The sequence below is a fragment of the Mycobacterium sp. IDUB_28 genome, from assembly GCF_055419285.1.
Window position 1 is genome coordinate 415,901 of record NZ_JBVAXK010000005.1, and the last position, 26,242, is coordinate 442,142.

The 26,242-nt window shown below is 67.4% G+C and carries 30 protein-coding genes; 12 read left to right on the top strand and 18 right to left on the bottom strand.

Features of this window, described 5'->3' with window-relative positions; translation table 11 throughout:
* Positions 1 to 27: 27 nt before the first annotated feature.
* The 4 genes from ACZYZ9_RS13565 to ACZYZ9_RS13580 all read right to left on the bottom strand — a co-directional run bounded on the left by ACZYZ9_RS13565 (position 28) and on the right by ACZYZ9_RS13580 (position 1,508).
* Positions 28 to 174, bottom strand: a complete 147-nt coding sequence (locus tag ACZYZ9_RS13565) for a hypothetical protein (protein WP_063892814.1) — start codon at positions 172 to 174, stop codon at positions 28 to 30.
* Positions 171 to 764 (bottom strand): HhH-GPD-type base excision DNA repair protein, encoded by a 594-nt coding sequence (locus ACZYZ9_RS13570; RefSeq protein WP_463826754.1) that lies wholly within the window; start codon positions 762 to 764, stop codon positions 171 to 173. The genes ACZYZ9_RS13565 and ACZYZ9_RS13570 overlap by 4 nt, the downstream gene beginning before the upstream one ends.
* Before the next feature lie 116 nt (positions 765 to 880).
* Positions 881 to 1,054 (bottom strand): DUF5302 domain-containing protein, encoded by a 174-nt coding sequence (locus tag ACZYZ9_RS13575; protein ID WP_463826755.1) that lies wholly within the window; start codon positions 1,052 to 1,054, stop codon positions 881 to 883.
* 10 nt (positions 1,055 to 1,064) lie between these two features.
* On the bottom strand, positions 1,065 to 1,508 hold the full coding sequence (locus ACZYZ9_RS13580; RefSeq protein ID WP_463826756.1) for a PPOX class F420-dependent oxidoreductase: 444 nt from the start codon (positions 1,506 to 1,508) through the stop codon (positions 1,065 to 1,067).
* Between the two features lie 42 nt (positions 1,509 to 1,550).
* Here ACZYZ9_RS13580 and ACZYZ9_RS13585 point away from each other — a divergent pair, with 42 nt between their 5' ends.
* Positions 1,551 to 2,066 carry a DUF1697 domain-containing protein gene (locus ACZYZ9_RS13585; protein WP_463826757.1) on the top strand — a complete coding sequence of 172 codons (516 nt, stop codon included), beginning with the start codon at positions 1,551 to 1,553 and terminating at the stop codon, positions 2,064 to 2,066.
* Entirely contained in the window at positions 2,063 to 2,902 is an 840-nt protein-coding gene (locus tag ACZYZ9_RS13590; protein ID WP_463826758.1) for a class I SAM-dependent methyltransferase, read from the top strand. The genes ACZYZ9_RS13585 and ACZYZ9_RS13590 overlap by 4 nt, the downstream gene beginning before the upstream one ends.
* On the opposite strand, the gene ACZYZ9_RS13595 is transcribed toward ACZYZ9_RS13590, so the two are convergent.
* The gene (locus ACZYZ9_RS13595; RefSeq protein WP_463826759.1) at positions 2,880 to 3,245 is read right to left on the bottom strand and encodes a GntR family transcriptional regulator; all 366 of its coding nucleotides are present in this window, start codon (positions 3,243 to 3,245) and stop codon (positions 2,880 to 2,882) included. The genes ACZYZ9_RS13590 and ACZYZ9_RS13595 overlap by 23 nt on opposite strands.
* A gap of 37 nt (positions 3,246 to 3,282) precedes the next feature.
* Between ACZYZ9_RS13595 and ACZYZ9_RS13600 the strand changes: the two genes are divergently transcribed.
* Together ACZYZ9_RS13600 and ACZYZ9_RS13605 are read left to right on the top strand one after the other, a co-directional pair.
* Complete coding sequence (locus ACZYZ9_RS13600) at positions 3,283 to 3,996, top strand: NAD-dependent deacylase (protein WP_463826760.1); 714 nt, start codon at positions 3,283 to 3,285, stop codon at positions 3,994 to 3,996.
* 179 nt (positions 3,997 to 4,175) lie between these two features.
* Entirely contained in the window at positions 4,176 to 5,033 is an 858-nt protein-coding gene (locus ACZYZ9_RS13605) for an endonuclease domain-containing protein (protein ID WP_463826761.1), read from the top strand.
* 75 nt (positions 5,034 to 5,108) lie between these two features.
* Here ACZYZ9_RS13605 and ACZYZ9_RS13610 read toward each other — a convergent pair whose 3' ends face one another.
* Genes ACZYZ9_RS13610 through ACZYZ9_RS13620 form a run of 3 tightly spaced genes read right to left on the bottom strand, consistent with a single transcriptional unit; the run spans position 5,109 to position 8,792 of the window.
* Entirely contained in the window at positions 5,109 to 5,741 is a 633-nt protein-coding gene (locus tag ACZYZ9_RS13610; protein WP_463826762.1) for a class I SAM-dependent methyltransferase, read from the bottom strand.
* Positions 5,738 to 6,439, bottom strand: a complete 702-nt coding sequence (locus ACZYZ9_RS13615) for a TetR/AcrR family transcriptional regulator (protein WP_463826763.1) — start codon at positions 6,437 to 6,439, stop codon at positions 5,738 to 5,740. The genes ACZYZ9_RS13610 and ACZYZ9_RS13615 overlap by 4 nt, the downstream gene beginning before the upstream one ends.
* A complete protein-coding gene (locus tag ACZYZ9_RS13620) occupies positions 6,432 to 8,792 on the bottom strand; it encodes an MMPL family transporter (protein WP_463826764.1) in 2,361 nt (786 codons plus the stop codon). Before ACZYZ9_RS13620 ends, ACZYZ9_RS13615 begins: the two co-directional genes overlap by 8 nt.
* A gap of 257 nt (positions 8,793 to 9,049) precedes the next feature.
* Between ACZYZ9_RS13620 and ACZYZ9_RS13625 the strand changes: the two genes are divergently transcribed.
* Positions 9,050 to 9,181 carry a hypothetical protein gene (locus ACZYZ9_RS13625; protein ID WP_463826765.1) on the top strand — a complete coding sequence of 44 codons (132 nt, stop codon included), beginning with the start codon at positions 9,050 to 9,052 and terminating at the stop codon, positions 9,179 to 9,181.
* A gap of 249 nt (positions 9,182 to 9,430) precedes the next feature.
* Here the strand turns inward: ACZYZ9_RS13625 and ACZYZ9_RS13630 are convergent, their stop codons facing one another.
* The gene (locus tag ACZYZ9_RS13630; RefSeq protein WP_463826766.1) at positions 9,431 to 10,183 is read right to left on the bottom strand and encodes a 3-hydroxyacyl-CoA dehydrogenase; all 753 of its coding nucleotides are present in this window, start codon (positions 10,181 to 10,183) and stop codon (positions 9,431 to 9,433) included.
* 47 nt (positions 10,184 to 10,230) lie between these two features.
* Positions 10,231 to 11,310 (bottom strand): CaiB/BaiF CoA transferase family protein, encoded by a 1,080-nt coding sequence (locus ACZYZ9_RS13635; protein ID WP_463826767.1) that lies wholly within the window; start codon positions 11,308 to 11,310, stop codon positions 10,231 to 10,233.
* Positions 11,311 to 11,412: 102 nt separating this feature from the next.
* Between ACZYZ9_RS13635 and ACZYZ9_RS13640 the strand changes: the two genes are divergently transcribed.
* Together ACZYZ9_RS13640 and ACZYZ9_RS13645 are read left to right on the top strand one after the other, a co-directional pair.
* Positions 11,413 to 12,225, top strand: a complete 813-nt coding sequence (locus tag ACZYZ9_RS13640; RefSeq protein WP_463826768.1) for an enoyl-CoA hydratase — start codon at positions 11,413 to 11,415, stop codon at positions 12,223 to 12,225.
* A gap of 45 nt (positions 12,226 to 12,270) precedes the next feature.
* Positions 12,271 to 13,665 carry a DUF2867 domain-containing protein gene (locus ACZYZ9_RS13645; RefSeq protein WP_463826769.1) on the top strand — a complete coding sequence of 465 codons (1,395 nt, stop codon included), beginning with the start codon at positions 12,271 to 12,273 and terminating at the stop codon, positions 13,663 to 13,665.
* Here the strand turns inward: ACZYZ9_RS13645 and ACZYZ9_RS13650 are convergent.
* Both ACZYZ9_RS13650 and ACZYZ9_RS13655 read right to left on the bottom strand, forming a co-directional pair.
* Positions 13,628 to 14,359: a lysostaphin resistance A-like protein gene (locus ACZYZ9_RS13650; RefSeq protein WP_463826770.1), complete on the bottom strand. Its 732-nt coding sequence runs from the start codon at positions 14,357 to 14,359 to the stop codon at positions 13,628 to 13,630. The two genes, ACZYZ9_RS13645 and ACZYZ9_RS13650, sit on opposite strands and share 38 nt — an antisense overlap.
* Complete coding sequence (locus tag ACZYZ9_RS13655) at positions 14,356 to 15,516, bottom strand: NAD(P)H-binding protein (RefSeq protein ID WP_463826771.1); 1,161 nt, start codon at positions 15,514 to 15,516, stop codon at positions 14,356 to 14,358. Before ACZYZ9_RS13655 ends, ACZYZ9_RS13650 begins: the two co-directional genes overlap by 4 nt.
* A 289-nt stretch (positions 15,517 to 15,805) precedes the next feature.
* Between ACZYZ9_RS13655 and ACZYZ9_RS13660 the strand changes: the two genes are divergently transcribed.
* Together ACZYZ9_RS13660 and ACZYZ9_RS13665 are read left to right on the top strand one after the other, a co-directional pair.
* The gene (locus tag ACZYZ9_RS13660) at positions 15,806 to 16,306 is read left to right on the top strand and encodes an isoprenylcysteine carboxyl methyltransferase family protein (RefSeq protein WP_463826772.1); all 501 of its coding nucleotides are present in this window, start codon (positions 15,806 to 15,808) and stop codon (positions 16,304 to 16,306) included.
* Positions 16,303 to 17,319, top strand: a complete 1,017-nt coding sequence (locus ACZYZ9_RS13665) for an NAD(P)/FAD-dependent oxidoreductase (RefSeq protein ID WP_463826773.1) — start codon at positions 16,303 to 16,305, stop codon at positions 17,317 to 17,319. Before ACZYZ9_RS13660 ends, ACZYZ9_RS13665 begins: the two co-directional genes overlap by 4 nt.
* Positions 17,320 to 17,507: 188 nt before the next feature.
* Here the strand turns inward: ACZYZ9_RS13665 and ACZYZ9_RS13670 are convergent, their stop codons facing one another.
* Both ACZYZ9_RS13670 and ACZYZ9_RS13675 read right to left on the bottom strand, forming a co-directional pair.
* Positions 17,508 to 18,299, bottom strand: a complete 792-nt coding sequence (locus ACZYZ9_RS13670) for a crotonase/enoyl-CoA hydratase family protein (RefSeq protein WP_463826774.1) — start codon at positions 18,297 to 18,299, stop codon at positions 17,508 to 17,510.
* The gene (locus ACZYZ9_RS13675) at positions 18,296 to 19,444 is read right to left on the bottom strand and encodes a thiolase family protein (RefSeq protein ID WP_463826775.1); all 1,149 of its coding nucleotides are present in this window, start codon (positions 19,442 to 19,444) and stop codon (positions 18,296 to 18,298) included. Before ACZYZ9_RS13675 ends, ACZYZ9_RS13670 begins: the two co-directional genes overlap by 4 nt.
* Before the next feature lie 218 nt (positions 19,445 to 19,662).
* Here ACZYZ9_RS13675 and ACZYZ9_RS13680 point away from each other — a divergent pair, with 218 nt between their 5' ends.
* From ACZYZ9_RS13680 to ACZYZ9_RS13690, 3 genes are all read left to right on the top strand, one after another.
* Entirely contained in the window at positions 19,663 to 19,914 is a 252-nt protein-coding gene (locus ACZYZ9_RS13680; protein ID WP_463826776.1) for a hypothetical protein, read from the top strand.
* 90 nt (positions 19,915 to 20,004) lie between these two features.
* The gene (locus tag ACZYZ9_RS13685; RefSeq protein ID WP_463826777.1) at positions 20,005 to 20,544 is read left to right on the top strand and encodes a phenolic acid decarboxylase; all 540 of its coding nucleotides are present in this window, start codon (positions 20,005 to 20,007) and stop codon (positions 20,542 to 20,544) included.
* Between the two features lie 26 nt (positions 20,545 to 20,570).
* Positions 20,571 to 21,314, top strand: a complete 744-nt coding sequence (locus tag ACZYZ9_RS13690) for an alpha/beta fold hydrolase (RefSeq protein WP_463826778.1) — start codon at positions 20,571 to 20,573, stop codon at positions 21,312 to 21,314.
* 10 nt (positions 21,315 to 21,324) lie between these two features.
* Here ACZYZ9_RS13690 and ACZYZ9_RS13695 read toward each other — a convergent pair whose 3' ends face one another.
* The 4 genes from ACZYZ9_RS13695 to ACZYZ9_RS13710 all read right to left on the bottom strand — a co-directional run bounded on the left by ACZYZ9_RS13695 (position 21,325) and on the right by ACZYZ9_RS13710 (position 26,238).
* On the bottom strand, positions 21,325 to 22,809 hold the full coding sequence (locus tag ACZYZ9_RS13695; RefSeq protein ID WP_463826779.1) for an aldehyde dehydrogenase family protein: 1,485 nt from the start codon (positions 22,807 to 22,809) through the stop codon (positions 21,325 to 21,327).
* A 91-nt stretch (positions 22,810 to 22,900) separates the two neighbouring features.
* The gene (locus tag ACZYZ9_RS13700; protein ID WP_463826780.1) at positions 22,901 to 24,118 is read right to left on the bottom strand and encodes a cytochrome P450; all 1,218 of its coding nucleotides are present in this window, start codon (positions 24,116 to 24,118) and stop codon (positions 22,901 to 22,903) included.
* Entirely contained in the window at positions 24,102 to 25,106 is a 1,005-nt protein-coding gene (locus ACZYZ9_RS13705) for an SDR family oxidoreductase (RefSeq protein ID WP_463826781.1), read from the bottom strand. Before ACZYZ9_RS13705 ends, ACZYZ9_RS13700 begins: the two co-directional genes overlap by 17 nt.
* A complete protein-coding gene (locus ACZYZ9_RS13710; RefSeq protein ID WP_463826782.1) occupies positions 25,099 to 26,238 on the bottom strand; it encodes a spirocyclase AveC family protein in 1,140 nt (379 codons plus the stop codon). The genes ACZYZ9_RS13705 and ACZYZ9_RS13710 overlap by 8 nt, the downstream gene beginning before the upstream one ends.
* Between the last annotated feature and the right edge of the window lie 4 nt (positions 26,239 to 26,242).

The following is a 26,242-nucleotide window of genomic DNA, read 5'->3' on the forward strand; positions in this document are numbered from 1 at the left end:
TTCGCCAGGCGGCGCGGGGACCTGCAGCTAGTAGGCCATGAACAAGATCGCGTCGCGGTCGTAGTCCAACCCCGGGTGCACGCTGGCCAGGTGAGCCTGGGTCAACTCCACCAGCTCGTCCTCGTCCTTGCCGACGATGGCTTCACCGCACGGACACGTAATGTGCGTCTTCACTTGGCCGCCTTTCCTGTTGCGTTCTCTTTGGCCGCAGCTTTCATCTGCTTCTTGTACGACCGCACCCGGCCGAGCGACTCGGCGTCGAAGATGTCGGCGACCGACAGATGGCTGCCGGCCTTGCCGTACTCGCCCGCTGCAGCCCGCCAACCCGTCGGCGTCACGCCGTACTGCTTGCCGAGCAACGCCAGAAAGATCCGCGCCTTCTGCTCGCCGAAACCGGGCAGCGCCTTCAGGCGCTTCAACAGTTCCTTGCCGTCGGGGTCCCCGGCTTGCCACACCGCTGCCGCGTCACCGTCGTAGCGGTCCACGATGATCTGCGCCAACGTCTGGATCCGCTTTGCCATCGAACCCGGAAACCGGTGTATCGCAGGCTTTTCCGAGCACAGCGCGGCGAACTTGTCTGGGTCGTAGTCGGCGATCTCGGCGGCGTCGAGGCCACCCATCCGGTCGGCGATCTTCTTGGGGCCGGCGAAGGCGACCTCCAGCGGAATCTGCTGATCGAGCAACATGCCGACGAGCAACGCGAAGGGATTCTCGCTCAGCAGGCCGTCGGCGGCCGGCTCCTGGGCAAGCTGCAGCTTCGGCACGAGCTCAGTCTAGAACTGCACGGGCGCAACACCACAGGCTGACCGCGATCCGACGTCGACCCCGCCGTGAGTGCACCAGGACCATCTTGTCGGACAACAGCTTTCGCGGAGCCTGACTAGCCGCTCTTGCGGCGGAATTCCCGACGATTGCCGACGGCACCGTGCGCCCGTGCCTGCTTACCGCTGCCATCCTTGTGGTCAGATCCCCCCGCCGACTTCGCGGACTTGCGTTCCAAGGCTTCCCGAAACTTGCGCTTGGTCTCGTCCTCCGGGGATTGCGATTCAGCCATGCTCGGCAGCCTATCGCTTGCCGGGCGGCATCCCGTACACGTGCGAGATCGGCAACGTCAGCAGCACCCGCCGGTCGGTGACCATAGTTTCGCGGTATTCGTCCCAGTCCGGGTGTTCACCGGCGATGTTGCGGTACAAGCTGATCAACGCCTCGACCGTGGCGTCGTCGGGCGCGGCGGCCGGCGGGGTGAGTTCGGCGACGCCCTCTGCGACGGCGTAGGACCAGCCGTCGTCGGCGTCGACCAACAGCGAGGCGCGCGGATCGCGACGCAGGTTGCGCGTCTTGGCCCGCGGCTCGGTGACCGAGACCTGCAGCAGCAGCTGCCGCGGGTCGAAGTGGTACTGCACGTTGGACAGCTGGGGACGCCCGTCGCGTTTGATGGTGGCCAGCACCCCAATCGAATTGCAACTGATCACGGCAAGCAGCTTGTCGTCGAAGACTTGACGCCCCATGCCGAAAGCCTACGTCCGATACCGGCCTGGTGAAATTGAGCCATGACCAAGTACGCGGCATTCTTGCGGGGCGTCAACGTCGGCGGCGTCAATCTCAAGATGGCCGACGTGGCCGCGACCCTGACCGAAGCCGGGTTCGAGAACGTGCGAACCATCCTGGCCACCGGCAACATCCTGCTGGAGTCGTCGGCCGGGGTCGCCGCCGTGCGTGAGAAGGCTGAGGCCGCCCTGCGCGAGAGGTTCGGGTACGAGGCGTGGGTGCTCGCGTACGACATCGACACCGTGCGCGCCATCGACGAGGCGTACCCGTTCGAACGCGAGCGCGACGGGTACCAGTCCTACGTCACGTTCGTCAGCGACGCCGACATCCTCGACGAACTCGCCGACCTCGAGCCCGTCCCGAAGGAGCAGATCAGCCGCGGCGACGGCGTCATCTACTGGCAGGTGCCCAAAGGCAGCACCCTGGACAGCACCATCGGCGCGACCATGGGCCAGAAGCGCTACAAGTCGTCGACCACCAGCCGTAATCTGCGCACCCTGGGCAAGGTGCTCAGGTGAGCCAGCAGCCGCACCAGGTGACGCTCACCGGTGTCTCGGAAACGGCGCTGCTGACCCTGAACGCCAGAGCCGGCGAAGCGCGCCGCCCCGACGCCATCATCGAGGACCCGATGGCGGTGACCCTGGCGGATTCCATCGACTTCGACTTCGCCAAGTTCGGCCGCACCGGCCAGGACATCGCGCTGCGGGCGCGGGCCTTCGACAGAGCGGCCCAGGAGTATCTCAGTACCCACCCCTCGGCCACCGTGGTAGCGCTGGCCGAGGGTCTACAGACCAGCTTCTGGCGGCTGCAAGCCGCTCTGCCTGACAGTCAATTCCGTTGGCTCACGGTCGATTTAGCGCCGATCGTGGATATCCGACGGCAGCTGCTGCCGGCGTCGCCGCGGGTGTCGGCACTGGCTCAGTCGGCGTTGGACTACAGCTGGATGGACGCGGTGGACCCCACCGACGGGGTGTTCGTCACCGCTGAGGGGTTGCTGATGTATCTGCAACCCGAGCAGTCGATGGAACTGATCACCGAATGCGCCAAGCGGTTCCCCGGCGGTCAGCTGATCTTCGATGTGCCGCCGCGCTGGTTCAGCCTGTTCACCCGGGTGGGCCTGCGGACGTCGTTGCGCTACAAGGTTCCGGAGATGCCGTTCAGCCTGTCGGTGGCGCAGGCCGCCGACCTGGTCAACACGGTGCCGGGGGTGAGCGCGGTACATGACGTGAAGCTGCCACCCGGGCGCGGCCGGGTGCTCAATGCCGCCATGTCGACGGTCTACCGGGTGGGCCTGTTGGACTCGTTGCGGCCCAACATCACTCTGCTGGAGTTCAGTCGTCCGGGACGTTCGTGAGGTAGCGCATCGCGTCGTTCTTGGTCAGCCCCAGGGCGTGGGCCACGTCGACGTACTCTTTGGCGGCGGCGGCCATCGCGGCGTCGGTCGGATCGAACCGGGAGATGAAAGTGCCGAACCGCCCGCGCGTTTCGACGACGGCCGCGGACTCGAGTTCGCGGTAGGCGCGGGCCACGGTGTTGGCCGCCACGCCGAGCTGGCCGGCCAGCTCGCGCACGGTCGGCAGCCGGGTGCCCGGCGGCAGCGAACCGGCCCTGACCCCGTCGATCACCTGGGTTCTGAGCTGGTCGAACAGGGGCTTGCCCGCCTTGACGTCGACCCTCAGCAAATCGCGCAGTTCCACAGTCCCAGTATTGCCCACGCGCAGCTATGTTTGTGGGATGCGAGTGGCGGTGCTGAGCGGCGCGGGCATTTCCGCGGAGAGCGGGGTGCCGACGTTCCGGGACGACAAGAACGGTTTGTGGGCCCGCTTCGATCCGTACGAATTGTCCAGCGTGCAGGGCTGGGAACGTAATCCCGAGCGGGTGTGGGGCTGGTATCTGTGGCGCCACTACCTGGTGGGTGGCGTCCAGCCCAACGACGGTCACCGGGCGATCGCGGAGTGGCAGAACCATGCCGACGTCACCGTCGTCACCCAGAACGTCGACGACCTGCACGAGCGCGCCGGTAGCGCCCGGGTGCACCACCTGCACGGCAGTCTCTTCGAATTTCGTTGTGCGCGTTGTGGTTCACGGTATGAGCAGCAGCTGCCGGTGATGACCGAAGCCGCGATCGAAGTGGAGCCGCCGGTGTGCCACTGCGGGGGGCTGATCCGGCCCGACATCGTCTGGTTCGGTGAGGCGCTGCCGCAGGGGCCGTGGCGGCACGCGGTGGAGGCGACCGAGAACGCCGACGTGGTGGTGGTCGTCGGCACCTCGTCCATCGTCTACCCGGCCGCCGGCTTGCCCGAGCTGGCCATATCGCGCGGCACCCCGGTCATCGAGGTCAACCCCGAGCCCACACCGTTGAGCAGCAGCGCCACCCTGAGCCTGCGTGAGTCGGCGAGTACGGCGCTGCCCGGGCTGCTGGAACGCCTCCCGGCGCTGCTGAACTAGAGCCTGGGCGCGTCGAACCTGCACTGGAGGCGCCGACCCTGTACTCAGGCCGTCGGCTGGGCCGGGATAGCGCCCTCACTACAGGCTCGGCTGCGCACAGATCCAGGTTGGTGCACAGCAGCGCGTTCGCCGGGCTCATTCGGTCAGGCACCATCCTTCGAAGGCGTGATCCTGCCGTGATGACGAACTCGGAATCCTCCCCCTTCATCGGCAGCGAAGCGATAGCCTCCGGCCGGCTGCGGCGGTGTCAACTGCGGTCTCGGTATCGCGCGGCGCTGCCCGACGTCTACGTCGAGCGTGATGCAGTGTTGACGCTGCGGCAGCGTACCGAGGCGGCATGGTTGTGGTCGCTCCGCCGAGGCGTAGTGGCCGGGCTGAGTGCTGCAGCCTGGCACGGCTCGCGATGGGTGGACCAGCAATCGCCGATCGAATTGATCTGGCGAAACACCCGACCACCACGTGGTATCCGCACCTACGACGTGCGCCTTAGGTCCCAAGACCACTCGGTGGTTGCCGGGCTCGCTGTCACGACGCCGCGACGCACCGCATTCGACATCGGTCGACGCAAGCCACTCGGCACGGCGGTAGCTCAGCTGGATGCGCTGCTGCGGGCCACCGCCGTCACCGTCGAGGACGTTGACGCCATAGCGCAACAGCACCGCGGCGCCCGCGGACTGAGGCAACTGGAAGCGGCGATGCAGCTGGTGGATGCCGGTGCGCAATCGCCCCGAGAGACCGCGCTGCGGTTGTTGCTACTCCGGGCAGGCCTGCCCCGTCCCACTACCCAGATACCGGTGACCACCGACCGGGGGCAGCTGTACTACCTCGACATGGGTTGGCAGCACCTGATGGTCGCCGTTGAATACGACGGGGAACATCATCGCGTCGATCGTTGGCAGTACACCAGAGACAACCATCGGCGCGAAGCGTTGGAGCGGCTCGGCTGGATCGTTATTCGGGTGACAGTGACCGATAGTCCGAACCAGATCGTCGCGCGAGTGCGCGATGCGCTGAACTATCGGGCGGCGAGCCTGTAATGGTGACGCCGACGCGGTACCCAGGCCGTCCGTGGGTCCGAAAACACGGCCTCACTACAGGCTCGGCGCAATGAGTCAGGCCCGCCGCGCCCGGCCCAACGCCAACTCCGAGACCGGCAGCGGCGCCCAGGCCGGCAGCGTCCACTCCCGGCGCGACGTGTACACCTCGAACCCGGCGTCGACGATCGCCTGCTCGGTATCGCGGTGGGTGTGACAGTTTCCGAACAGCTTCGGCCAGAGGGTCGCGTCGGCGACCCGCTGCAGGCGACCCCGGCCGCCGGTACTGGCGATGTGCTCCAGGAACCGCAGCTCCCCACCGGGCCGCAGCAACGAATGCAGCCGGCGCAGCACGCCGGTCTGATCGTGCACCGAGCACAACACCAGCGAGCAGACGACCGCGTCGAACGTCTGCCCGTCGTCGAGGTCCTCGGCCGTCTGATCGGTGACGAGCACCGAGACCGGTGCATCCGCAGCCGCCGCCCGGGCCCTGGCCACCAGCCGTGGCTCGGGTTCGGCGGCGACCACCTGGGTCACGGTGTCGGGATAGTAGGCGAAATTCGTGCCGCAGCCGGCGCCGACTTCCAGCACCCGGCCCGAAAGCCCGGCCAGATTCTCCCGACGCAACGCGCGCACCGCTTCGGCTTCGTGGGCGGCGAACACCGGCCACACCCGGGCGAAAAACGGGTTCTGCACCTTCGCGGCCGTCATGACCGCTCCCGCGCACGGTGTCCCAGCACCCACTCCGCCGACTGCTGGGGGCTGGCACCCGCGCCGACGATCCCGGCCACCAGATGCCCGCACAGCACCGTGGCCAGCACCCGGTCGGCGAATGCGTCGATGTCACCGAACGGCAGATGCGGCTTGGCGATCAGGATCGCTGCCAGCCCGTGCATCGCGGCCCACATTTCCAGCGCGATCACGGTCGGATCGTCGGCCCGGTACACGCCCTCGTCCATCAACGTCTGCACCGACGCGCGCAGGTGCTTGAACGCCGCGCTGTCCAACGCCATATCGACGTTGCTGCCCGAGCGCCACTCACCCATGGTGGCCAACCGGTACAGCTCCGGGGTGTGCAGCGCGAACCGCACGTAGGCCCGCCCTTGCGCCCGCAGCACCTCGACGGCGGACGGCTGCCCGACGACGGCATGCGCCATCTCGTCGTCGAGCCGGTCCAGGTAGTGCGCGCACACCGCGTCCAGCAGTGCGTCCTTGTCCTTGAAATGCAGGTAGATCGACGGCGACGTGACGCCCACCCGCTCGGCGACCGAGCGGATCGAGACCGACCGGGCCTGGCCGGTTTCGAGCAACAGATCGGTGGCCGCAGCCAGGATTTCGTGGCGCAGCCGATCCCCCAGCCCGCGGGGAGCGCGCCGGCGGCGCAGTCCGCCCACCGCCACGTCAACCATTGCGGGTCACCGAGGCGTGGATCTCGCGGCCGTTGTTGCCGGGCTGAGCCGCGGCCGGGCCGGCGTCCGCGACCGCTGCGTCCCGAGCGGCACCGGTCTGCTCGGCGGCACCGCCTTCGCTGATCCCGAACCGCTCGTGCAGCCACACCAACGGCTTGGGGGCCCACCAGTTCCAGCGGCCCATCACATGCATGAAGGCCGGCACCAGGACCATTCGCACCAGGGTGGCGTCGGCGATCACGGCGAGCGTCAAGCCCAGACCGAACATCCGCATGAACGACACGTGGGCGGCAATCAGCGCCGCGAACGACATCGACATGACCAGCGCCGCCGCGGTGATCACCCGGCCGGTGCGGGCCACCCCGCGTGCCACACTCTCGTCATTGGCGGCGTGCGCCTCGGCGGGGGTCGGCGTGGCCGGTCTGGCCGCCCCGGACGCCAGCCAGTATTCGCGGATCCGGGATACCAGGAACACCTCGTAGTCCATCGAGAGTCCGAATGCGATACAGAACAACAGCACCGGCATGTTCGCGACCAGGGTGCCGCTGGGGGTCGTCCCGAGTGCGCCGAGATGACCGTCCTGGAAGATCCACACCAGCGCGCCGAACGCCGCGGTCAACGACAGCATGTTCAACACCAGGGCTTTCACCGGTAGCACCACGCTGCCGGTGAGCAGGAACAGCAGCACGACCGTGACCCCGGCCATCAGGCCGAGTACCAACGGCAGGCGGTCGGTCACCGCGTCGACGCTGTCGCGGTTGACCTGTGCGACGCCGGCCATCTCGACCACCCGGTCGCCCGGACCGGCCACCTGGTGCAGCCGTTTGAGTTGGGTGTCGGAGGCCTGCGAGAACAGCGGCGCGGTGCTGCTCACGGTCAGCAAGGCGCTGCCGCCGGACATCCCGGTGGCGCCGCCGGGCGGGCCGGCGGGTTTACCTGCCACGAAGGAACCGGTCGGGGCCGCTACCGCCGCCACGTCGGGAACCTGGGACAGCGCCGCGGCGTAGGCGCTCAGGTCGTCGGGATTCAGGCCGCGGGCATCGGGCACGACGATCGGCACCGCGGTGGCCGAATCACGCGCGAAGTTGGTGCGCAACTGGTCGCCGACCTGATGCGACGACGCCGACGTCGGCAATACCCGGTCGTCGGGAAAACCCCACTTCACCGAGAAGAACGGCAACCCGAGCAGCAGCAGCAATGCCACCACCGCGCCGCCGAGTGGCAGCCAGCGGCGCATCACCAGCTTGCTGGACCGGTACCAGAACAGCTGCTCGACCGGCTTGTGCACCGGTTCGGGGCGACGGAAAACGCGGCGCAACAGCCGTCGCACGTCGAGTGCGTCGATGCGCGAACCCATCAGCACGATGGCGGCGGGGGTGACCACGATCGAGGCGGTCGCCACGAAGGCCACGGTCGCAACGCCCGCGTAGGCGAAGGATTTGAGGAAGTACATGGGAAACAGCACGGTCGCCGCCATCGACAGCGCCACCGTGACCGCCGAGAAGATCACGGTCCGGCCGGAGGTGGCCATCGTGCGGATCAACGCCTGCTCGCTGTCGCACCCGTCGGCGAGTTCGTCGCGGTATCGGCTGATGATCAACAGCGTGTAGTCGATGGCCAGGGCCAGGCCCAACGCGGTACTCAGGTTGAGCGCGAAGATCGACACCTCGGTGGCGAAGGTGACCAGCCGCAGCACCGACATCGACCCCACCACGGCCAGCGCGCCGAGGGCCATCGGCAGCGCCGCGGTCAGCAGTCCGCCGAACACCCAGACCAGCACCAGGAAGCTGAACGGAATCGCGATCATCTCCATGACCAGCAGGTCGGCCTGGTTCTGTTTGTTGATCTGTGCGTATTCCATCGCCGAACCGCCGGCCTCGACCTTGACGCCGTCGCGATCGTGCACGATGCGGTCGGCGAGGGTCTGGGCGTTCTTCTGCGCGTCGTTCTCCCCGCCTTTGAGGTTGACGACGATCAGTCCTGCCCGACCGTCCTTGCTGACCAGTTCGGTCGCGGCGGCGGGCGGCGCGGTCCACGGCGACGTGGCGTTGTACACCAGCGGAGATTGTTTGAGTTCGTCGACGATCTCCGTGCCGACCTTGCGAGCCTGCTCGCTGTCAGCCCCGCCGGGGGCGGTGACCAGGATCAGCATCTGCTGGCCACTCTGCCCGAACTTGTCGGTGAGCACCGCGATAGCGCGCGCGGACTCGGAGTTCGGGTCCTGAAAGCCGCCCGGCGACAGACTGTTCGCGACCGGGATGCCGAAGATCGCCGCGGCGATGAAAACCAGGACGGCGATGCCGATGATGCGTCGTGGTGCCGCGATGGCCAGCCGGGCGATTCCCTGGAGCATGTCGATGTCCCTCCGTGGCTGCGTAAGCCACCCCGCCCGGACCCCGCACTATACTCCGCGAAAACTTAGCAACGTTAACTTACGAGTGTCAAATAGGACTCGGCGCCAGCGACGACTGCAGCTATCCGACGGTTCATCGGGTGCCGTATTGGGTATCCTCGCGCGGCTGTGGCGAACCTACCCGTGGGTAAGAATTGCCACCATTTTCCGAATCGTGACTCAAAGATCCCTTAATCCACGCCCTTACGCTCAGTGTCATGTGGATCGACGACACCAGTGCCGATGTCATCAAGGCTGACTTCGAGGCCCTCTACCACGGCGACATGCTTGTCGAGGGCGAGACCTCGGAGCAGTTCGAAGAGTGGCAACCCCTCCCGACCGCGAGCTGAGGTGAGAGTATGGGCGTCATAGCACGGCTGCTGATGGCCGAACCGACCGCGTCCCGCTGGTTCCGCCGATAGGCGAGCAACCGCGGTTCCCGAAGTAAGCCCCCCGCATAGCGCGGGGGGCTTTTTCGTGCCTGGGGGTGGGGCCGGTGCGCCGAGCCTGAACGGGTGGCGCCGAGCCTGAACGCAGGCCGCCATAGCGCGGAAACCTACGCCCTCACTACAGCCTCGCGGCTACGGGCGCGGAATGGGCTACCGCGGCGCCATCCGGATCGCACCGTCGAGCCGGATGACCTCGCCGTTGAGCATCGGGTTCTCCACGATGTGCACGGCCAGCGCACCGTACTCGTCCGGGTCGCCTAACCGGGCCGGGTGCGGCACCTGCTTGCCCAGCGATTGCTGCGCCTCCTCAGGCAGCGACCCCAGCAGCGGCGTCTTGAACAAACCCGGCGCGATGGTGACCACCCGGATCAGCTCCCGCGACAGGTCGCGTGCGATCGGCAGGGTCATGCCGACCACACCGCCCTTGGACGCGGAGTACGCGGCTTGGCCGATCTGGCCCTCGAACGCGGCGACCGAGGCGGTGTTGATGATGACGCCCCGCTCCTCTCCGATGGGTTCGGCCTTGGCGATGCGCTCTGCGGACAGCCGCAACACGTTGAACGTGCCGATCAGGTTGACCCCGACCACCTTCTTGAACGCGTCCAGCGGAAACGGTCCGTCCTTGGATAGCGTCTTGATGGCATTGCCGATGCCGGCGCAGTTGACGTTGATGCGCAGCGTGCCGAGCGATTCGGCGACGTCCAGCGCGGCGCTGACGGCGGATTCGTCGGTGACATCGGCCGCGACGAAGCGGGCGCGATCGCCCAGAGCGCTGACCGCGTCCTCACCGCGCAGGTCCAGCACCACCACCTGCGCGCCGGCGTCCAGCAACCGCTTCGTGGTGGCCAGGCCCAGACCCGATGCCCCACCGGTGACGACTGCGACGGCGTCCCTGATCTCCACGTGTATGTCCTTCCCGTCCCGCTTCCCTACCTACTGGTTGGTTGGGACTATACCCAGTCCCGCAGCACCGCTTCGACGTCCCCCAGCTCGGCCTGGCGTGGGGTGTCCGCCGGGGTCCGGGAGAACCGTGGTGCCGGCATCGGCTGCAGACCGCCATTCACCTCGTAGAAGGTGTTGCGTTCGGTGATGTGCGGCTCGGTCTCGACCTCACCGAACGCCAGGATCGGAGTCACGCAGGCGTCGGAGTCGGCGAACACCTTGGCCCAGTGGTCGCGGTCGTGGGCGGCAAACGTCCGGGTCAGCACTGCGCGCAGCTCCGGCCAGCGCGAGACGTCGTTCTGGTCGGGCAAATCGGCGGCGTCCAGGCCGAGCCCGGCCAGCAGCGCCGCATAGAACTGCGGCTCGATGGAACCCACCGCGACGTAGCGGCCGTCGGCGCACTCGTAGGTGTCGTAGTAAGGCGCCCCGCCGTCGAGCATGTTGGTGCCGCGCGTATCGGTCCACATGCCCGACGTGCGCATCTGCCACATCATCTGGATCAGCACGCTGGACCCGTCGATCATGGCGGCGTCCACCACCTGACCCTGGCCGGAGGTCTGTCGTTCGAACAGCGCCGACAAGATGCCCAGTAGGCAGAACATCGAGCCGCCACCGAAGTCGCCGACCAGGTTCAGCGGGGGTACCGGCCGCTCGCCCGCCCTGCCGATCGAATGCAGGATGCCGTTGAGCGAGATGTAGTTGATGTCGTGACCGGCTTGCTGGCTGCGCGGGCCGGTCTGTCCCCAGCCGGTCATCCGAGCGTAGATCAACCGCTCGTTGACCTTGGCGCAGTCTTCGGGTCCCAGACCCAGTCGTTCGGTGACGCCCGGCCGGTAGCCCTCGATCAGCACATCGGCTTTCGCGACGAGCTTGAGCACCAGCTCGCGCCCTTCGTCAGACTTCAGGTCGGCGGCGACGATCCGCCGGTTGCGATTCGTGGTGTCGTTGACGGCGCCAGCGGGGTGCGCCGATGGGCGGTTGATCCGTACTACGTCGGCACCGAGGTCGCCCAGGATCATCGAGGCGTGTGGGCCCGGGCCGATGCCGGCCAGCTCGACGACGCGCAATCCGTGCAGTGGTCCCGCCATGGTGTCCGACCTTTCGTCAGCTTCGTTGCCTAACAACCGGTTGATCACATATTCGCAGCCGCGGTCGACGGCGATGCAGCCCGGTCACTTAATCTGGGCCTCATGCCCGCATCTGCAATCGCCACCCTTGCGCCCGTCGACGGCCTCGACGTCCAGCTGACCGACGGCGTGCTGTCGGTGACCATTAACCGGCCGGACAGCCTCAACTCGCTGGTCACCCCGGTGATCACCGGCCTGGCCGACGCCATGGAGTCCGCCGCCACCGATCCGGCGGTCCGGGTGGTGCGACTGGGCGGCGCGGGGCGCGGTTTCAGCTCCGGCGCCGGGATCAGCGCCGACGACATGTCCGGCAGCGGTGGGGTGCCCCCGGACGAGATCATCCTGGAGATCAACCGGCTGATCCGGGCCATCACCACGCTGCCGCACCCGGTGGTAGCCGTCGTGCAGGGCCCGGCGGCCGGCGTCGGCGTGTCCATCGCACTGTCCTGCGACGTCGTCTTGGCTTCGGAGCAGGCGTTTTTCATGCTGGCGTTCACCAAGATCGGGTTGATGCCCGACGGCGGCGCGTCGGCCCTGATCGCGGCCGCGATCGGCCGGGTGCGCGCGATGCGGATGGCACTGTTGCCCGAGCGGTTGAGCGCCGCCGAGGCACTGCAGTGGGGGTTGGTGACGGAGGTCTATCCGGCCGAGCAGTTCGACGCCGAAGTGGACAAGCTGATCACCCGGTTGGTCGAAGGCCCGGCGGTGGCGTTCGCCAAGACCAAGACGGCGATCAACGCAGCGACGCTGACCGAACTGGACGCCGCCCTGGAGCGGGAATTTCAGGGGCAGTCCGGCCTGCTGCAGGCGCCCGATTTCAAAGAGGGCACCCGGGCTTTCCAGGAGCGCCGCTCCGCCAACTTCAGCGATTCCTAGCGATCACCGACCCGTCCACGCCGCTGTCGGCTCCGAATCACTGCCGTGACGACTGATCAAATTCGCTGCCTGGTGACCGGGGCGACCGGATATATCGGTGCCCGGCTGGTTCCGAAATTGCTCGACGAGGGCCACCGGGTGCGGGCGTTGGCCCGCACTCCGAAGAAGCTGGAGGACGTGCCCTGGCGGGACCGGGCCGAGGTGGCCAAGGGCGACCTCAGCGACGTGGACTCGCTGATCGAAGCGTTCGACGACGTCGACGTGGTCTACTACCTGGTCCACTCCATGGGCGGGTCGAAAGACTTCGCCGCCGAGGAGGACCGTGCGGTCCGCAACGTGGTGACCGCGGCGCAGCGCACCGGCGTCCGGCGCATCGTGTATCTGGGCGGCCTGCACCCGGAGAACGCCGACCTGTCACCGCATCTCGAGTCGCGCAAAGCGGTGGGCGATCACCTGATCGAGTCCGGCATCGAGACGGTGGTGCTGCAGGCCGGCGTGGTGATCGGATCCGGGTCCGCGTCCTTCGAGATGATCCGGCATCTCACCGACCGGTTGCCGGTGATGACCACCCCGAAGTGGGTGCATAACAAGATCCAGCCGATCGCGGTGCGCGACGCGCTGCATTACCTGGTCGAAGCGGCGACGGCGGCGGTGCCGGAATCCCGGACGTGGGACATCGGTGGGCCCGACGTCCTGGAATACGGCGACATGATGCGCACCTACGCCGAAGTCGCCGGCCTGCACACCCGGCGCCTGATCGTGCTGCCGTTCCTGACGCCGGGCATCGCCAGCCTCTGGGTGGGCACCGTGACTCCGATCCCGTCCACGTTGGCGCGGCCCCTGATCGAATCCCTGGAGTGTGACGCGGTGATGCGCAACTCCGACGTGGACTCCATCATCGAACCGCCGCCCGACGGTCTGATCGGCTACCGCCGGGCCGTCGAACTCGCGCTGGGCCGCGCCGCCCGCGGCCTGACCGAAGCGGACTGGGATTCGCTGTCGTCCGAGCCGGCCGACCCGCTTCCCGGCGACCCGGACTGGGCGGGCGAGATCTCCTACACCGATGTCCAGACCCTGGCGACCGCCGCGCAACCCGACGACGTCCGCCGCGCCGCCGAACTCGCCGCCGTCGACCGAGGCTGGCAGGTCGCGGTGCGCGGACCCGGTCGCACCGTGCGGTTGCGCGGTACCAGGCGCGCACCCGGACGGGACTGGCTGGAACTGACGGTCGAGCCCCGCAACGGCAGCGGCAGCCTGTATACCCAGCGCGCGGCATTCATCCCGATCGGCATTCCCGGCCGGGTCTACTGGTTCGCGGTGCGCCCGGCGCGCCGGGCGGCGCTGCGGGCGCTACTGCGCGATGTGCAGAGCCGCCTGACGGTGGTCAGGCACCTGACTGTCGTCAAACCCCAAACAGGGGAGGCAGTACAAGCACCATGATCAGACCCCAGAAGAAGTGCGTCAGCATTGAGGCCAGGATGCCGCCGGTGGCCCGGCGCAGCAGCGCGCTGACCGTGCCGAGGATGATCCCGGCGAAGCCCAGCATGAAGTTTCCGGCGGCCATGGTGGCCAGCACGTACAGCACGGTCGAGATCACCAGCGGATGGTGCCGGCCCAGCGCGGTGTAGAGCGCGCCGCGGAAGAACGTTTCCTCGGCCACCCCGTTGACCAGGGTGATCAGCACAACCAGCAGGAACGACCCCTGGTTGGCGTACTGCAGCACCCGGGTGATCAGGGCGGCCACCGGAGTTATCTCGCGGACGATCAGCGCGCCCACCACGAAGGCGCCGCCGAGCAGCAGCCCCACCGACGTGCCGGTGATCACCGGGCGCTGGTTGCGTCCGCGCCAACAGATCCCGCCCAGATGCAGCGGGCCGGAGACGAAGGCGCCGGCGAACCAGACCGCGGCCAGCGTCAGCGTCAGCCAATAGAAGGCCGGGTCGCCGGGCTTGCTGCGCAGCGAAAACCCGAGCACCACCGCACCGGCGACCAACGTGATGCCGACAACGATCCGCCGTCGCAACACGACGGCGGGCGGCTCGTGGTGCGGCACCGCCACTTTGAAGATCGCGTTGCGGAACTCTTCGAACGCGGAGGCGCGGCGCGGACAGGCGGCTTGGGCGGTCTGTGTCATGCAGGGCGGACCTTCGGGGTCAGGGCGAGCAGGATGTCCAGGTAGGTGCGCAGCGCACCGGCTAGCGGGCCGGGAACGCTGTTCACCAAACGCAGCGTAGGCCGCACCAGCGGCGGTGTCACCGACCCGGCCAACTGCCGGATGCGAAACGCGTCGCCGCCTGCCCACACCGGATCTGTGTCGGCGAGGTGATGTGGATCGGCCAGCGCGTTGACCGGGCGCGGCGGGGCGAAGGTGTGGCCGGAGAGCGCCAGCGCGATCGCCTGGTCGGCGGACAGCAGACCGCCGGGCGGGTCGGGGACGTGGTCGCTGAGCACGCTGGCCGAGGCTCGCATCGGGTGATCCAGCGACTCGACCAGGTCGCCGGCCAGGCCCTTGGGTACCGGCAACGCCACCGCGGTGAACAACGACGCCACCGAGGTGTCGACACCGGGTATCCGCACACCGGCGTGCCAGCGACCCGAGATACGGGCGTACTTCTTCAGCATTTCGCGGTAGGACGTGGTCTCCGGGCCGGCGATGTCGTAGGCGCCGGCCGGCACCTGCGCCGGGTCGGCCGCGGCGACCAGATAGTGCAGCACGTCGCGGATGGAGATGGGGTCCATCGGGTTGTACATCCACGCCGGCAGCGGCAGGAACGGAAACCGGTCGGCGACGTAGCGCAGGATCTCGAACGACGTGGAACCCGCGCCGATGATCATCGCGGCACCCAACCACACCAACTCCGGCCCGCCGTCGACCATCAGGGCCGCGGCCACCTCCGCACGGCTACTGAGGTGTTCCGACAGCGCCTCGTCCTCAGGCACGAACCCACCCAGGTAGATGATGCGGCGTACGCCCGCCTCCTTGGCTGCGGCGGCTACGTTGGCGGCCGAGATGTTGTCGGCGTCCCGGAAGTTGGCCTGTCCAATTCCGTGGATCAGGTAGTACACCGCGTCGATGATGCCGGACGCTTCGGTACCGCTGACGAAGGCGGCGCGCGCTGCCGCGGGGTCACTGGCGTCCAGCTTGACCGGAATGACCTGCTCGAACCAGCCGAACTGCTTGAGCCGTTCCGGATTCCGGGTGGCCGCCAGCACCTCGTGCCCCTCAGCCAGCAACGCCGTGATCAGGCGCGAGCCCACATATCCGGTGGCTCCGGTCACCAGAATCCGCATGTTGTCTACCTATCCGTCGAATGTCGGCGATCTCGTCGCCCCGAAAGTCCCCGTTGTTACGTACCCCGCCACGAGCCGTCGCAAATCGACGCAGGTCAGGACGTCGTTTGGACCCGGACCGGCCCGGCATCGTGACCCTGATCACCCAGTCGATACTGGGGGCCGAGTTAGGTTCCCGGACCAGGCAGCGCAAAGATAGCTTGGTGGCATTCGATCGGGACGACAGTGGCGGCGGCATCGCCCGTCGACCCGGAATCGGTGCCCGGCCTGGTGAAGCGATGGTAGAGCCGTGTATCAACTGCTGATCCTGGCGGTCGTGCTGGAACGCCTTGCCGAACTGCTGGTTTCGCAGCGCAACGCGAAGTGGTCTTTCGTCCAGGGCGCCAAGGAATTCGGTCGCGGCCACTACCTGGTCATGGTGGCCGTGCACACCGCGCTGCTGATCGGCTGCCTGGTCGAACCGTGGGCGCTGCACCGGCCGTTCATCCCGTGGCTCGGCTGGCCGATGGTGGTGGTGGTGGCGCTGTGCCAGGGTCTGCGCTGGTGGTGCATCAAGTCGCTGGGCAAACGCTGGAACACCCGGGTGATCGTGCTGCCGCATGCGCAGCTGGTGAAGCGCGGCCCGTACCGGTTGATGAATCACCCGAATTACGTTGCCGTCGTCGCCGAAGGAGTCGCGCTGCCGCTGGTGCACACCGCGTGGTTGACCGCGTTGTGTTTCACGCTGGTCAATGCCGCCCTGCTGGTGGTCCGGGTGCGGGTCGAGAACGCGGCCCTGGGTTACACGTGACAGGCTACGACGCGGATCTGCTGGTCGTGGGCGGCGGTCCGGGAGGTCTGGCTACCGCGTTGCACGCACGGGCGCAGGGGCTTTCGGTGATCGTGGCCGAACCGCGGGAGGGCCCGATCGACAAGGCGTGCGGCGAGGGCCTGATGCCCGGCGGCCTGGCCGAATTGACCTCGCTGGGCGTCGACCCGGCCGGCCTGCCGTTCCACGGCATCGCCTACGTCACCGAGCGCCGCCGCGCGGAAGCGCATTTCCGCACCGGTCCGGGGCGCGGGGTGCGTCGCACCACACTGCACGCCTCGCTGGCGGCGCGCGCCAAAGAGCAAGACGCCGAATGGATTCGGACGAAGGTCAGCTCTGTGCAGCAGGACGCACACGGGGTGAGCGCCGCCGGGGTGCGCGCCAAGTGGCTGGTCGGCGCCGACGGGCTGCATTCAGCGGTGCGCCGCGCCGTCGGCATCGCGGCGACGACGGGCACCCCGCGCCGCCATGGCCTGCGCTGGCATTACCGGGTGGCGCCCTGGTCGGAGTTCGTCGAGGTGCACTGGTCGCGGTGGGGTGAGGCCTACGTCACGCCGGTGGAACCGGATCTGGTCGGAGTGGCCATTCTGTCCCGGCAGCGGCCCGACATCGACTGGTTCCCGACGTTGGCCCCGCACCTGCGTGATGCCGTGCGCGGACCGGCCCGGGGGTGCGGGCCGCTGCGGCAGGTGGTCTCGCGGCGGGTGTCCGGGCGGGTGTTGCTGGTCGGCGACGCTGCCGGCTACGAGGACGCGCTGACCGGCGAGGGCATCAGCCTGGCGGTCAAGCAGGCCGCCGAGGCGGTACGCGCGATCGTCGAGGACGCACCGGCCTCCTACGAACGCGCCTGGCACCGCGTCACCCGCGACTACCGCTGGCTCACCCGGGGTCTGGTGCTGGCCAGCACACCGTGGCCGGCCCGACGCGCGATCGTGCCGGCCTGCACGCTGGTTCCACCGTTATTCCGTTGGGGCGTCAACACATTGGCATCCTGAGCGCCGGTCCCCGACGCGTGGTCTCTGCGCTTCTCTATCGCACGTGAAATCTTGGCATTGCCGGTGCAACTACGGTGGAAAAATCGACGAAATCCCACCCTGGACTCACTCGCAATGCCCTGATGTCACAATCAATGCCGGGACTTCCGCATACTTCCCGAGTGCAACTGATCAGGATCTGTCCGCCCCTAGCGCGCCTGCCAAACCGGCTCCCGTTTCTCCGCGAACGCCAACGGCCCTTCCTTGGCGTCCTCGGAGCGGATCAGCGTCTTCATCTCCCGCACGGTGCGGTCCCAGCCGGGTTCGTCCCCGGTGATGACGCCGTCGTCCACGCCGTAGGCGATGCGTTTGCTGGCCTGCACCGATAGCGGCGCATTGGCGGTGACGCGCCCGGCCAGCGCCAGCGCCGCGTCCAACACCGAACCTTCACCGACCACCTCGTTGATCAGACCCCACCGCAATGCATCCGCCGCGCTCAGCGGCTCCCCGGTCATCAGCAGTTCCATCGCCACCTTGCGCGGCAGGTGGTCCATGATCCGGAACACCCCGCCCGCCGCGGCGATCAGCCCGCGCTTGACCTCGGGCAGCCCGAACTGGGCGCGCTCGTCGGCCACCACGAGGTCACTGGCCAGCGCCAACTCGGTGCCACCACCGAGCGCTGTGCCGTTGACCGCGGCGATGGTCGGCTTGTCGATGAAATGGTGGACGTAGCCGGCAAAGCCGTATTCCGGGTGATCGGGGTGGTACAGGTTCTCCCGACGCGCGATGGCCTTGAGATCTGCACCGGCGCAGAACGACTTGTCCCCCGCCCCGGTGATCACCACCGCCCGCACCGCGGGATCGTGCTGTGCCTGCTCCAGCGCGTCACCGACGGCAATGCTGACCGAGGCGTTGATCGCGTTCCGCGCCTCGGGCCGGTTGATCGTGATGATCAGGACATTGCCGCGGCGCTCGGTGAGAGCGCCCGGCACGTCCGTCACAGCAGCTCGAGGATCGTGGCGTTGGCCTGCCCGCCGCCCTCACACATCGTCTGCAGTCCGTAACGAATCCCGTTGTCCCGCATGTGATACAGCAGCGTGGTCATGATCCGGGCGCCGGAGCCGCCCAGCGGGTGGCCCAGCGCGATCGCGCCGCCGTTGGGGTTGAGCTTGGTCTCGTCGGCGCCGATGTCCTTCAGCCAGGCCAGCGGTACCGGCGCGAACGCCTCGTTGACCTCGTATGCGCCGATGTCGCCGATGGACAACCCGGAGCGCTTGAGCACCTTCTGGGTGGCCGGGATGGGCGCGGTCAGCATGATCACCGGGTCGGCACCGGCCAGCGTGGCGGTGTGCACCCTGGCGATCGGCTTCATGCCCAGTTCCTTGGCCTTCTCGGCGGACATGAACAGCAGGGCCGCCGAGCCGTCGGAGATCTGCGAGGAGTTGCCGGCGTGGATGACGCCGTCCTCTTTGAAGGCCGGCTTCAGTGACGCCATCTTCTCCATCGGGGTGCCGCGGCGAATGCCCTCGTCTTTGAGGACGACGTTCCCCTCACTGTCCTTGATGCCCACGATCTGGTCGTCGAAGGCACCGGAATCCTGTGCGGCCGCGGCCTTTTCGTGTGAGTCGAGAGAGAACTGGTCGAGGGTCTGCCGCGACAGACCCCACTGCTCGGCGATCATCTCCGCGCCGATGCCCTGGTTGGGGATCTGGCCGTTATAGCGGCCCAGGAATCCCTCGGGGTAGGGACGTCCGCCGTTGGCCAGCGAGGCACCCATCGGGGTGCGCGACATCGACTCGACACCGCCGGCGACCACCACGTCGTAGTGGCCGGCCACCACGCCGGCCGCGGCGAAGTGCACCGACTGCTGGCTCGATCCGCACTGGCGGTCCACGGTCACCCCCGGCACGGTCTCCGGCCAGCCCGCGGTCAGCAGAGCGGTCCGGCCGATGTCGAGGGCCTGCTCGCCGGCCTGCATGACGCAGCCCCAGATGACGTCGTCAACCAGTTCGGGGTCCAGGCCTGCCTTATTGACCAGACCGTTGAGGACCTGCGCGGACAGTTCGGCCGGGTGCACCCCGGACAACCCGCCGTTGCGCTTGCCGACCGGGGAACGCACTGCTTCGACGATGACTGCTTCAGCCATGGGGATGTCTCCTTTGACACGTGTTATTTCTTCGATTGTCGACCAGCACGCTGCACGGTCCGGTGGCGGGGTGGGTTTAGCGGGTGTTGGTGACGGCGGTCACGCCGAGGAGCGCACGGTAGGCCGGCGGTCGACGAGACCAGGTCTTCGTCCGCGCGTTGAGCGTCGGTCACGTTTCGTTCACTTCGTGCAGGGCCGGCGAAGTAGGGTGCCGCCACATGACCACTCCCGCACCCGTGTCCCGGTGGGAAAGCTCGTTCATCTCGCATAAAAATGAGTCGCTGGAAGCGGTGATCGAAGAGGCACGGCACGCCGCGAACGCGCTGGGTGCGCAGGGATGGGAGATCGTCGGCTCCTCGGTGCAACGCACCCAGGTGGCCCACCACTTCAAGGACTACGACAAGGGCGGGGACCGCCTGCTGGAGTGGAGCATCGTGTGCACGTTGAAACGGCCGCTGCCGGCCGAGTAGCGGTCCGTCCTGGACTCGGGCTGGGCGGCGGTAGATTCGGGGGCGTGTCGGTCCAGACCTGACGCACCCTCGACGAAACGGAGTCCCACCATGCCATCCGTGGCCAATCCTGTTCCCGCGCAGGACCTTTCCGGAATCCTGGGCTGCCGGTTCATCTACACCTACGCCAACGGTTGGCAGTACGAGATGTACGTGAAGAATCAGCACACCATCGACTACCGGATCCACACCGGACACGTCGGTGGCCGCTGGGTCAAAGGCCAACAGGTCGACCTGGTGCAACTGGACTCCGACAGCTTCAAGATCTCGTGGACCGAACCCACCGGCACCAGCGTGGCCGTCAACGTCATGCCCGGCAAGCGGCGACTGCACGGCGTCATCTTCTTCCCGCAGTGGATCCGTCAACACGGCGAACGCACGGTGTGTTACCAGAATGACCATCTCGACGAGATGCACGCGTACCGCGATCAAGGACCGACCTACCCGATCTTCGTCGTACCCGAATTCGCCTACATCACCCTGTTCGAGCAGGTCGGTACTGACGACGAGTCAGTGATTGACCGGGCGCCCGCCGAACTCCCGCAAGGCTGGGCAGACCGCACCGACGTCCCGCACGCCTCGGACCGTTGATTCGACACGGATCGGGTGAGCCGGTCGTGCTGTTGCACGGCGTGACCGGCAGCGAGTTGATGTGGCGGCGGGTGGTGCCGTTATTGGCGCAGCAACACGAGGCGATCGCGTTGACCGCACTCGGTCACCGGGGTGGCCGCAACCCGACGGCCAGACCCGTCCGGATCGCTGACGTCGTCGACGACGCCGAACGGGCACTCGACGAACTCGGGCTCGACCGTCCACATCTGGCGGGCAATTCGATGGGCGGATGGGTGGCGCTCGAACTCGCCCGCCGGCACCGCGCACGAACGGTGTGCGCGCTGTCGCCGGCCGGTTGCTGGACGACGGGCACCGGCGACCAGCAGCACGCCACCACCGCGCTGCGGCGCGTCGTCTGGCTCACCGAGCACACCAGGCAGGTGCTCCCGGTCGCGGCACGAGTCCCGCTCGTACGGCGAATTGCCCTGCGAGACAACGTTGTTCACGGCAACCGTCTGACTCCGGAAGAATTCGTCGACCTCGCCGACGACCTGCTCGGCTGCACTGCCCGCACTGACCTCCTCAGCAGCGACGAACAACTGGAGCCGATGCACCCGCTGCCTTGCCCGGTCGTGCTGGCCTGGGCGGCACGCGACCGGATCTTCCCGCCCGCCGTCAACGGTGCGCGCGCGCGAAAGTTGTTCCCGCAGGCCCAATACCGGATCCTGCCCGATGTCGGTCACGTCGCGATGCTCGACGATCCCGACCTCGTCGCGCGCACAATCCTGGACACGACCCAGCTTCGCTGAGCCCGCCGGCTCAGCCCGCGGGGTACCCCACCGTCTTGACCTCGGTGTACTGGTCGAATCCGACGACGCCGTTCTGACGACCCACCCCGCTGTCCTTGTATCCGCCGAACGGGGCGTCGGCCGCATACGGAGCGCCGCCGTTGACTCCCATGAAACCGGCCTTGATCCGGCGCGCGACGGCCAGCGAGCGATCCAGCGATCCGGACATCACGTTGCCGGCCAACCCGTACTTGCTGTCGTTGGCGATGCGGATCGCGTCTTCCTCGTCGTCGAAGGGGATGACCGAGAGCACCGGGCCGAAGATCTCCTCCTGGGCAATCGTCATCGAGTTGTCGACGTCGGTGAAAAGCGTTGGGCGGACGAAGAATCCCTTGTCGAAGCCGGTCTCGGCATCCGGTCCGCCGACCAGCGCGGTGGCCCCTTCTTCGACACCCTTGCGGATGTAGCCCATGACGCGGTCGCGCTGCACCTGCGAGATCACCGGGCCGCACAAGGTGCCGGGGTCCTGCGGGTCACCGCAGGTGACGTTCTCGTAGATGCTCTTCAGGATCGCCACCCCCTCCTCGTAGCGGGATCGCGGCAACAGCATCCGGGTCGGGTTGGCACAGCCCTGCCCGGCGTGCATGCACGGCGCGATGCCGATCGCGCAGGCCATCCCGAAGTCGGCGTCCTCCAGCACGATGGTGGCCGACTTGCCGCCCAACTCGAGGAACAGCCGCTTCATGGTGGCGGCACCCTTCTCCATGATCCGTTTGCCGACCACCGTCGAACCGGTGAAGGAGATCAGGTCGACCTTGGGCGACAACGTAAGTTCTTCGCCGACAAGGTGATCCGATGCGGTGACGACGTTCACGACGCCGGCCGGGATGTCCGTCTTCTCGGCGATCAGCCGGCCCAGCCGGGTGGCGTTGAACGGCGTATTGGGCGCCGGTTTGAGCACCACGGTGTTGCCGGCGCCCAGCGCCTGGCCGAGCTTGTTGACGGTCACTTCGAACGGGAAGTTCCACGGCACGATCGCGCCGACCACGCCCACCGGCTCCCGCCAGACTTTGATGGTGGTGTTCGTGCCGGTCAGGCTGATCACCCGGTCACCCAGGTCGGTCTCCCACGCGTACTCGTCGATCAGGCGGGCCGGATACTTCAGCCCGTCGGCCAGCGGGGCGTCCAGCTGGGGGCCGAACGTAATCGCCCGGGGCGCGCCGACCTCGAGGATGAGCTCCTCGCGCAGCTCCTCCTTCTCCTCCTCGATCGCGTCGTGCAGCTGCAACAGACAGCGCTTGCGCAGCTCGCGGTTCGTCGACCAGTCGGTCTCGTCGAACGCCCGGCGGGCGGCGTCGATGGCCCGCTGCATGTCCTCCTTGGAAGCATCCGCGACCTCGCCGAGCGGCTCCTCGGTGGCGGGGTTGATGTTGGTGAAGGTGCCGGCCTGACCGTCGACGAGCTTGCCGTCGATCATCATCTTCGGCTCAAACCGGACCTTTACAGTTTCAGTCATACCTGTCACTCTCTTCTGACTCGTACGAGGGGCTACGGAGAGCCTTACCGGAAACTAGCCGATTGGCAAGTTGCGGCCGCTGCGGGGTCCGCTACCGGGGGTCGAACAGCACCGGAACCGAGGTGGGCGACCGGAAGACCTGCCCGCGGACGTGCGGGTCGTCGGCGTCGGGGTCCAGCCGCAGGTTGGGCAACCGGTCCAGCAGCAGATTGATCGCGGTGCGCATCTCCAGCCGGGCCAGGTGCATACCCAGGCAGACGTGGACGCCGTGTCCCCAGCCGAGATTCGCCTTGGGAGGGCGGTGGATGTTGAACGTGTCCGGGTCGTCGTACCGGTCTTCCTGCCGGTTCGCCGAACCCAGCATCGGCATCACCGTGGCACCGGCCGGGATGGCCACCCCGCCTAATTCGGTGTCACGGGTGGTCACCCGGGTGATGGTGAGCAGCGGCGACTCCCACCGCACGCCTTCCTCGATCGCCTGCGGCAGCAGCGAGCGGTCCGCGCGGATCGCTTCCAATTGGGCGGGGTCTTTCAGCAGTGCGAGCAGCAGACTGCCCAGCGACCGGTATGTCGTCTCCACGCCGGCCGGCAGCAACAGGCGCAGAAACGAGAAGATCTCCTCGTCGGCGAGCTTCTGCCCGTCGATCTCGGCCGCGCCGAGGGCACTGATCAGATCGTCCTTCGGCTCGGCGCGCCGAGCCTCGAGAATCGGCGCGAAGTACTCACACAGCGCCGCGGCGGCGGCGAGCCCGCGCTCGGGGTTCATCAGCCAGCTCAGCAGCGAGATCGACCACCGCTGGAACTGCGGGTAGTCCTCTTCCGGCAGGCCCAGCAACCCCGCGATGATCTGGCTGGGGTAGTCGAAGGTGAACTCCTTGACCAGATCCGCCCTGCCGTTGGGCGCGAACTCGTCGATCAGGCTGTTGGCCACCCGGGCGACCAATTCGTCTTGGTAGCGCGCCAGGGACTTCTGGGAGAACGCCTTGGAGACCAGCGACCGCAGCCGGCCGTGGACCGGCTCGTCCATGCCGAGCATCACCCGGTCACCGAGCACCGGACCGAAGGCCGCAATGACCGCTGCCGAGGAGTAGGTTTCGTTGTCGCGCAACATCTGCTGGATGTCCTCGTGCCGGTACACGATGAACATCGGCAGCGATTCCTCGTGCGGCAGCGCCCCCGACGTCTCGAGGCGCTGTACCGGCTCCTCGCGGCGCAGCCTCGCCAGTTCGGTGTACGGGTCGCGGACGTCTCCCGAGATCGCGTCGTCGAAAGCGCCGAAGTCGTCCAGATCGTCAAACAGCTGTTCCATGCGCATCCTCCCCATCACTTGCCTCCCGGCGGCGCGCCGCCAGGCGCTGCAGTACCGACTGCGGCAGCACCCGTGCCGCGAACACCATGGCGCGCTGATCGATCGTCAACGGCCATACCCCGTCCTGCATAGCCCCTTGTCTCGGTATGCCCAGGATGACCCGCGACATGTGGTGCATACCTGCTGCGGGCAGAATCCTGCTCAACGCCAACAACATTGACGCATCCGGCCCCACCCCGCGGCGCCGGAACGGCACCCGGTCGTCCAGTGCCTTAACCAGTCCGTCGGTGAAGCGCTCGGGCGGCCTGGCGAGTTTCATCGCAAAGCGCCCGCGGGTGTCCATCGTGGTGTGCAACCGGGCGTACGGCCCACTGAAGTCGCGGTCGTCGATGGTGCCTGCGTCGGTAATGATGTCGGTGTCGTAGGTGCCGGACACCAAGACGGTGACGCCGAGGCCGAATGGCGCGACCTCGCAGGCCATGGCTTCACCCCAACGCTCCAGTGCGCCCTTGGCCGCCGAATACGGCGCGGTGGCAGGCTGTCCGCGCACGCCGGCGGCGCTGGACACCAGCACGATGCGCCCCTGTCCGGCGGCGCGCATCGAGGGCAGCAACGCCTGCGTGAGCGCAACGGGTCCCAGGACGCTGGTGTCGAACATCCTCTGCCACAACGCCATATCGGTCTCTTCCACCATTCCGGCGGCGGAGATGCCCGCGTTGTGCACCAGCGCATACGGAGCGCCGACGGCTGCTTCGATCGACTTTGCAGCCGCCGCAATGGACGCGGCGTCGGTGAGCTCGAGCTCCACCCCGATCAGCCGGTCGTCCTCCGGTGTCGCCCCGGTGGCCTGTCGCAGCACCGCAAGTGCCGCTTCTGGCGATCGCATGGCCGCAACAACGCGCCACCCCTCACGGTACAACCGCACCGCGGAGGCGAATCCCAGCCCGCGGGACGCCCCGGTGATGACGACGGTGCGCGGCTCAGCCATGTTTGTCGGTGCCTTGCCCGACGGCGCACGCGCCCTCACCCGGCGGCGGCGGGTCGACGTGCGGCCGTCCGTTCGGCATCCCACTCGCCCACGTCGACCAGATGCCCACCGAGTACGGTCCCGGGGCACCGGCCTTCTCGTAAAAGCCCTGCGGGTCATACACTTTGGCTTCCGGGTACGGCCACGGACAGGCGACCGACGTGGCCAACCCGCTGGCTTTGATGGCGGCGAACCAAGCGCCGTAGGCGAAGTAGGACACGTTGATGATGGCGAACATGACCAGGAAGGTGCCCAGCACCGGTCTACTCGGGAAGAGCTTCGCTTTCGCGGCCAGCTTTTCGGCCACAGCTTTTCCGGTGTCGTCGCGATAGCAGAGGATCGCCGCGGGCACCATCACGAAGGTCACCGAGAACGATTCCCAGATCAGCGGGAACTGGAAGGTGGTCCCGGTGAACACCGATCCCCACGGAATCACCTGCGAGTAGATGTACATGCCCCAGTGCACAAGGGTGTTCTCCAGCAAGGCATCCATCACGAAGCCGATCGCACAGGTGATCAGACCCAAACTGACCAACGGGTGCTTGGACACGAAATGCTGGGGCCCTTTCCTGGCCTGCAGTTTGCGCAGAATCCACACCGCCGGGAAGTACGGGCCGAAATAGAACATCACGTAACCGAAGACGACGAACGGCTCCACCGTCGGCGACAACGACACCAGCGGCCAGGACTCCGGCCAGTGGATGAGGTCGGGGTTGTAGACCGCGAACGGCGCCCAGTTCATGATCGGGTCCTGCCACACAATCAGCGTGGTGCACAGGAACATCAGCATCGCCGGACTGCCCGGATTGCGTCGCCATCCCCTGATGAACACCACCAGCAGCACCACCAACGCCACCGCGGTAGCACTGTCCAGGAAGGTGATGTAGTCCAGGCCGAACATGAATTCGACGGGGCGTGGCCGGCCCTGCACGTTGGGGTTGGCCACCCGCGGATCAAGGGCGGTGCGACAGTTGACGATGAAGAACAGCGCGAACGCCGCCAGCGCGGCGCCCGCGACCCAGCCGCCCCACTTGCGCTTCTCGGCCAGCGCGGGTGACTTCTGTTCTGCCACAACGGTTTGATCAGTACTCATCGCT

What these genes read in the sequence shown, in the direction of transcription:
- ACZYZ9_RS13600 (WP_463826760.1), top strand. Translation starts at nt 3,283, where the DNA reads ATGCGAGTGGCGGTGCTGAGCGGCGCGGGCATTTCCGCGGAGAGCGGG.
- ACZYZ9_RS13580 (WP_463826756.1), bottom strand. Translation starts at nt 1,508, where the DNA reads ATGGGGCGTCAAGTCTTCGACGACAAGCTGCTTGCCGTGATCAGTTGC.
- ACZYZ9_RS13640 (WP_463826768.1), top strand. Translation starts at nt 11,413, where the DNA reads ATGCCCGCATCTGCAATCGCCACCCTTGCGCCCGTCGACGGCCTCGAC.
- ACZYZ9_RS13695 (WP_463826779.1), bottom strand. Translation starts at nt 22,809, where the DNA reads ATGACTGAAACTGTAAAGGTCCGGTTTGAGCCGAAGATGATGATCGAC.
- ACZYZ9_RS13575 (WP_463826755.1), bottom strand. Translation starts at nt 1,054, where the DNA reads ATGGCTGAATCGCAATCCCCGGAGGACGAGACCAAGCGCAAGTTTCGG.
- ACZYZ9_RS13585 (WP_463826757.1), top strand. Translation starts at nt 1,551, where the DNA reads ATGACCAAGTACGCGGCATTCTTGCGGGGCGTCAACGTCGGCGGCGTC.
- ACZYZ9_RS13710 (WP_463826782.1), bottom strand. Translation starts at nt 26,238, where the DNA reads ATGAGTACTGATCAAACCGTTGTGGCAGAACAGAAGTCACCCGCGCTG.
- ACZYZ9_RS13625 (WP_463826765.1), top strand. Translation starts at nt 9,050, where the DNA reads ATGTGGATCGACGACACCAGTGCCGATGTCATCAAGGCTGACTTCGAG.
- ACZYZ9_RS13705 (WP_463826781.1), bottom strand. Translation starts at nt 25,106, where the DNA reads ATGGCTGAGCCGCGCACCGTCGTCATCACCGGGGCGTCCCGCGGGCTG.
- ACZYZ9_RS13650 (WP_463826770.1), bottom strand. Translation starts at nt 14,359, where the DNA reads ATGACACAGACCGCCCAAGCCGCCTGTCCGCGCCGCGCCTCCGCGTTC.
- ACZYZ9_RS13685 (WP_463826777.1), top strand. Translation starts at nt 20,005, where the DNA reads ATGCCATCCGTGGCCAATCCTGTTCCCGCGCAGGACCTTTCCGGAATC.
- ACZYZ9_RS13675 (WP_463826775.1), bottom strand. Translation starts at nt 19,444, where the DNA reads ATGGCTGAAGCAGTCATCGTCGAAGCAGTGCGTTCCCCGGTCGGCAAG.
- ACZYZ9_RS13700 (WP_463826780.1), bottom strand. Translation starts at nt 24,118, where the DNA reads ATGGAACAGCTGTTTGACGATCTGGACGACTTCGGCGCTTTCGACGAC.
- ACZYZ9_RS13605 (WP_463826761.1), top strand. Translation starts at nt 4,176, where the DNA reads ATGACGAACTCGGAATCCTCCCCCTTCATCGGCAGCGAAGCGATAGCC.
- ACZYZ9_RS13680 (WP_463826776.1), top strand. Translation starts at nt 19,663, where the DNA reads ATGACCACTCCCGCACCCGTGTCCCGGTGGGAAAGCTCGTTCATCTCG.
- ACZYZ9_RS13610 (WP_463826762.1), bottom strand. Translation starts at nt 5,741, where the DNA reads ATGACGGCCGCGAAGGTGCAGAACCCGTTTTTCGCCCGGGTGTGGCCG.
- ACZYZ9_RS13635 (WP_463826767.1), bottom strand. Translation starts at nt 11,310, where the DNA reads ATGGCGGGACCACTGCACGGATTGCGCGTCGTCGAGCTGGCCGGCATC.
- ACZYZ9_RS13655 (WP_463826771.1), bottom strand. Translation starts at nt 15,516, where the DNA reads ATGCGGATTCTGGTGACCGGAGCCACCGGATATGTGGGCTCGCGCCTG.
- ACZYZ9_RS13620 (WP_463826764.1), bottom strand. Translation starts at nt 8,792, where the DNA reads ATGCTCCAGGGAATCGCCCGGCTGGCCATCGCGGCACCACGACGCATC.
- ACZYZ9_RS13615 (WP_463826763.1), bottom strand. Translation starts at nt 6,439, where the DNA reads ATGGTTGACGTGGCGGTGGGCGGACTGCGCCGCCGGCGCGCTCCCCGC.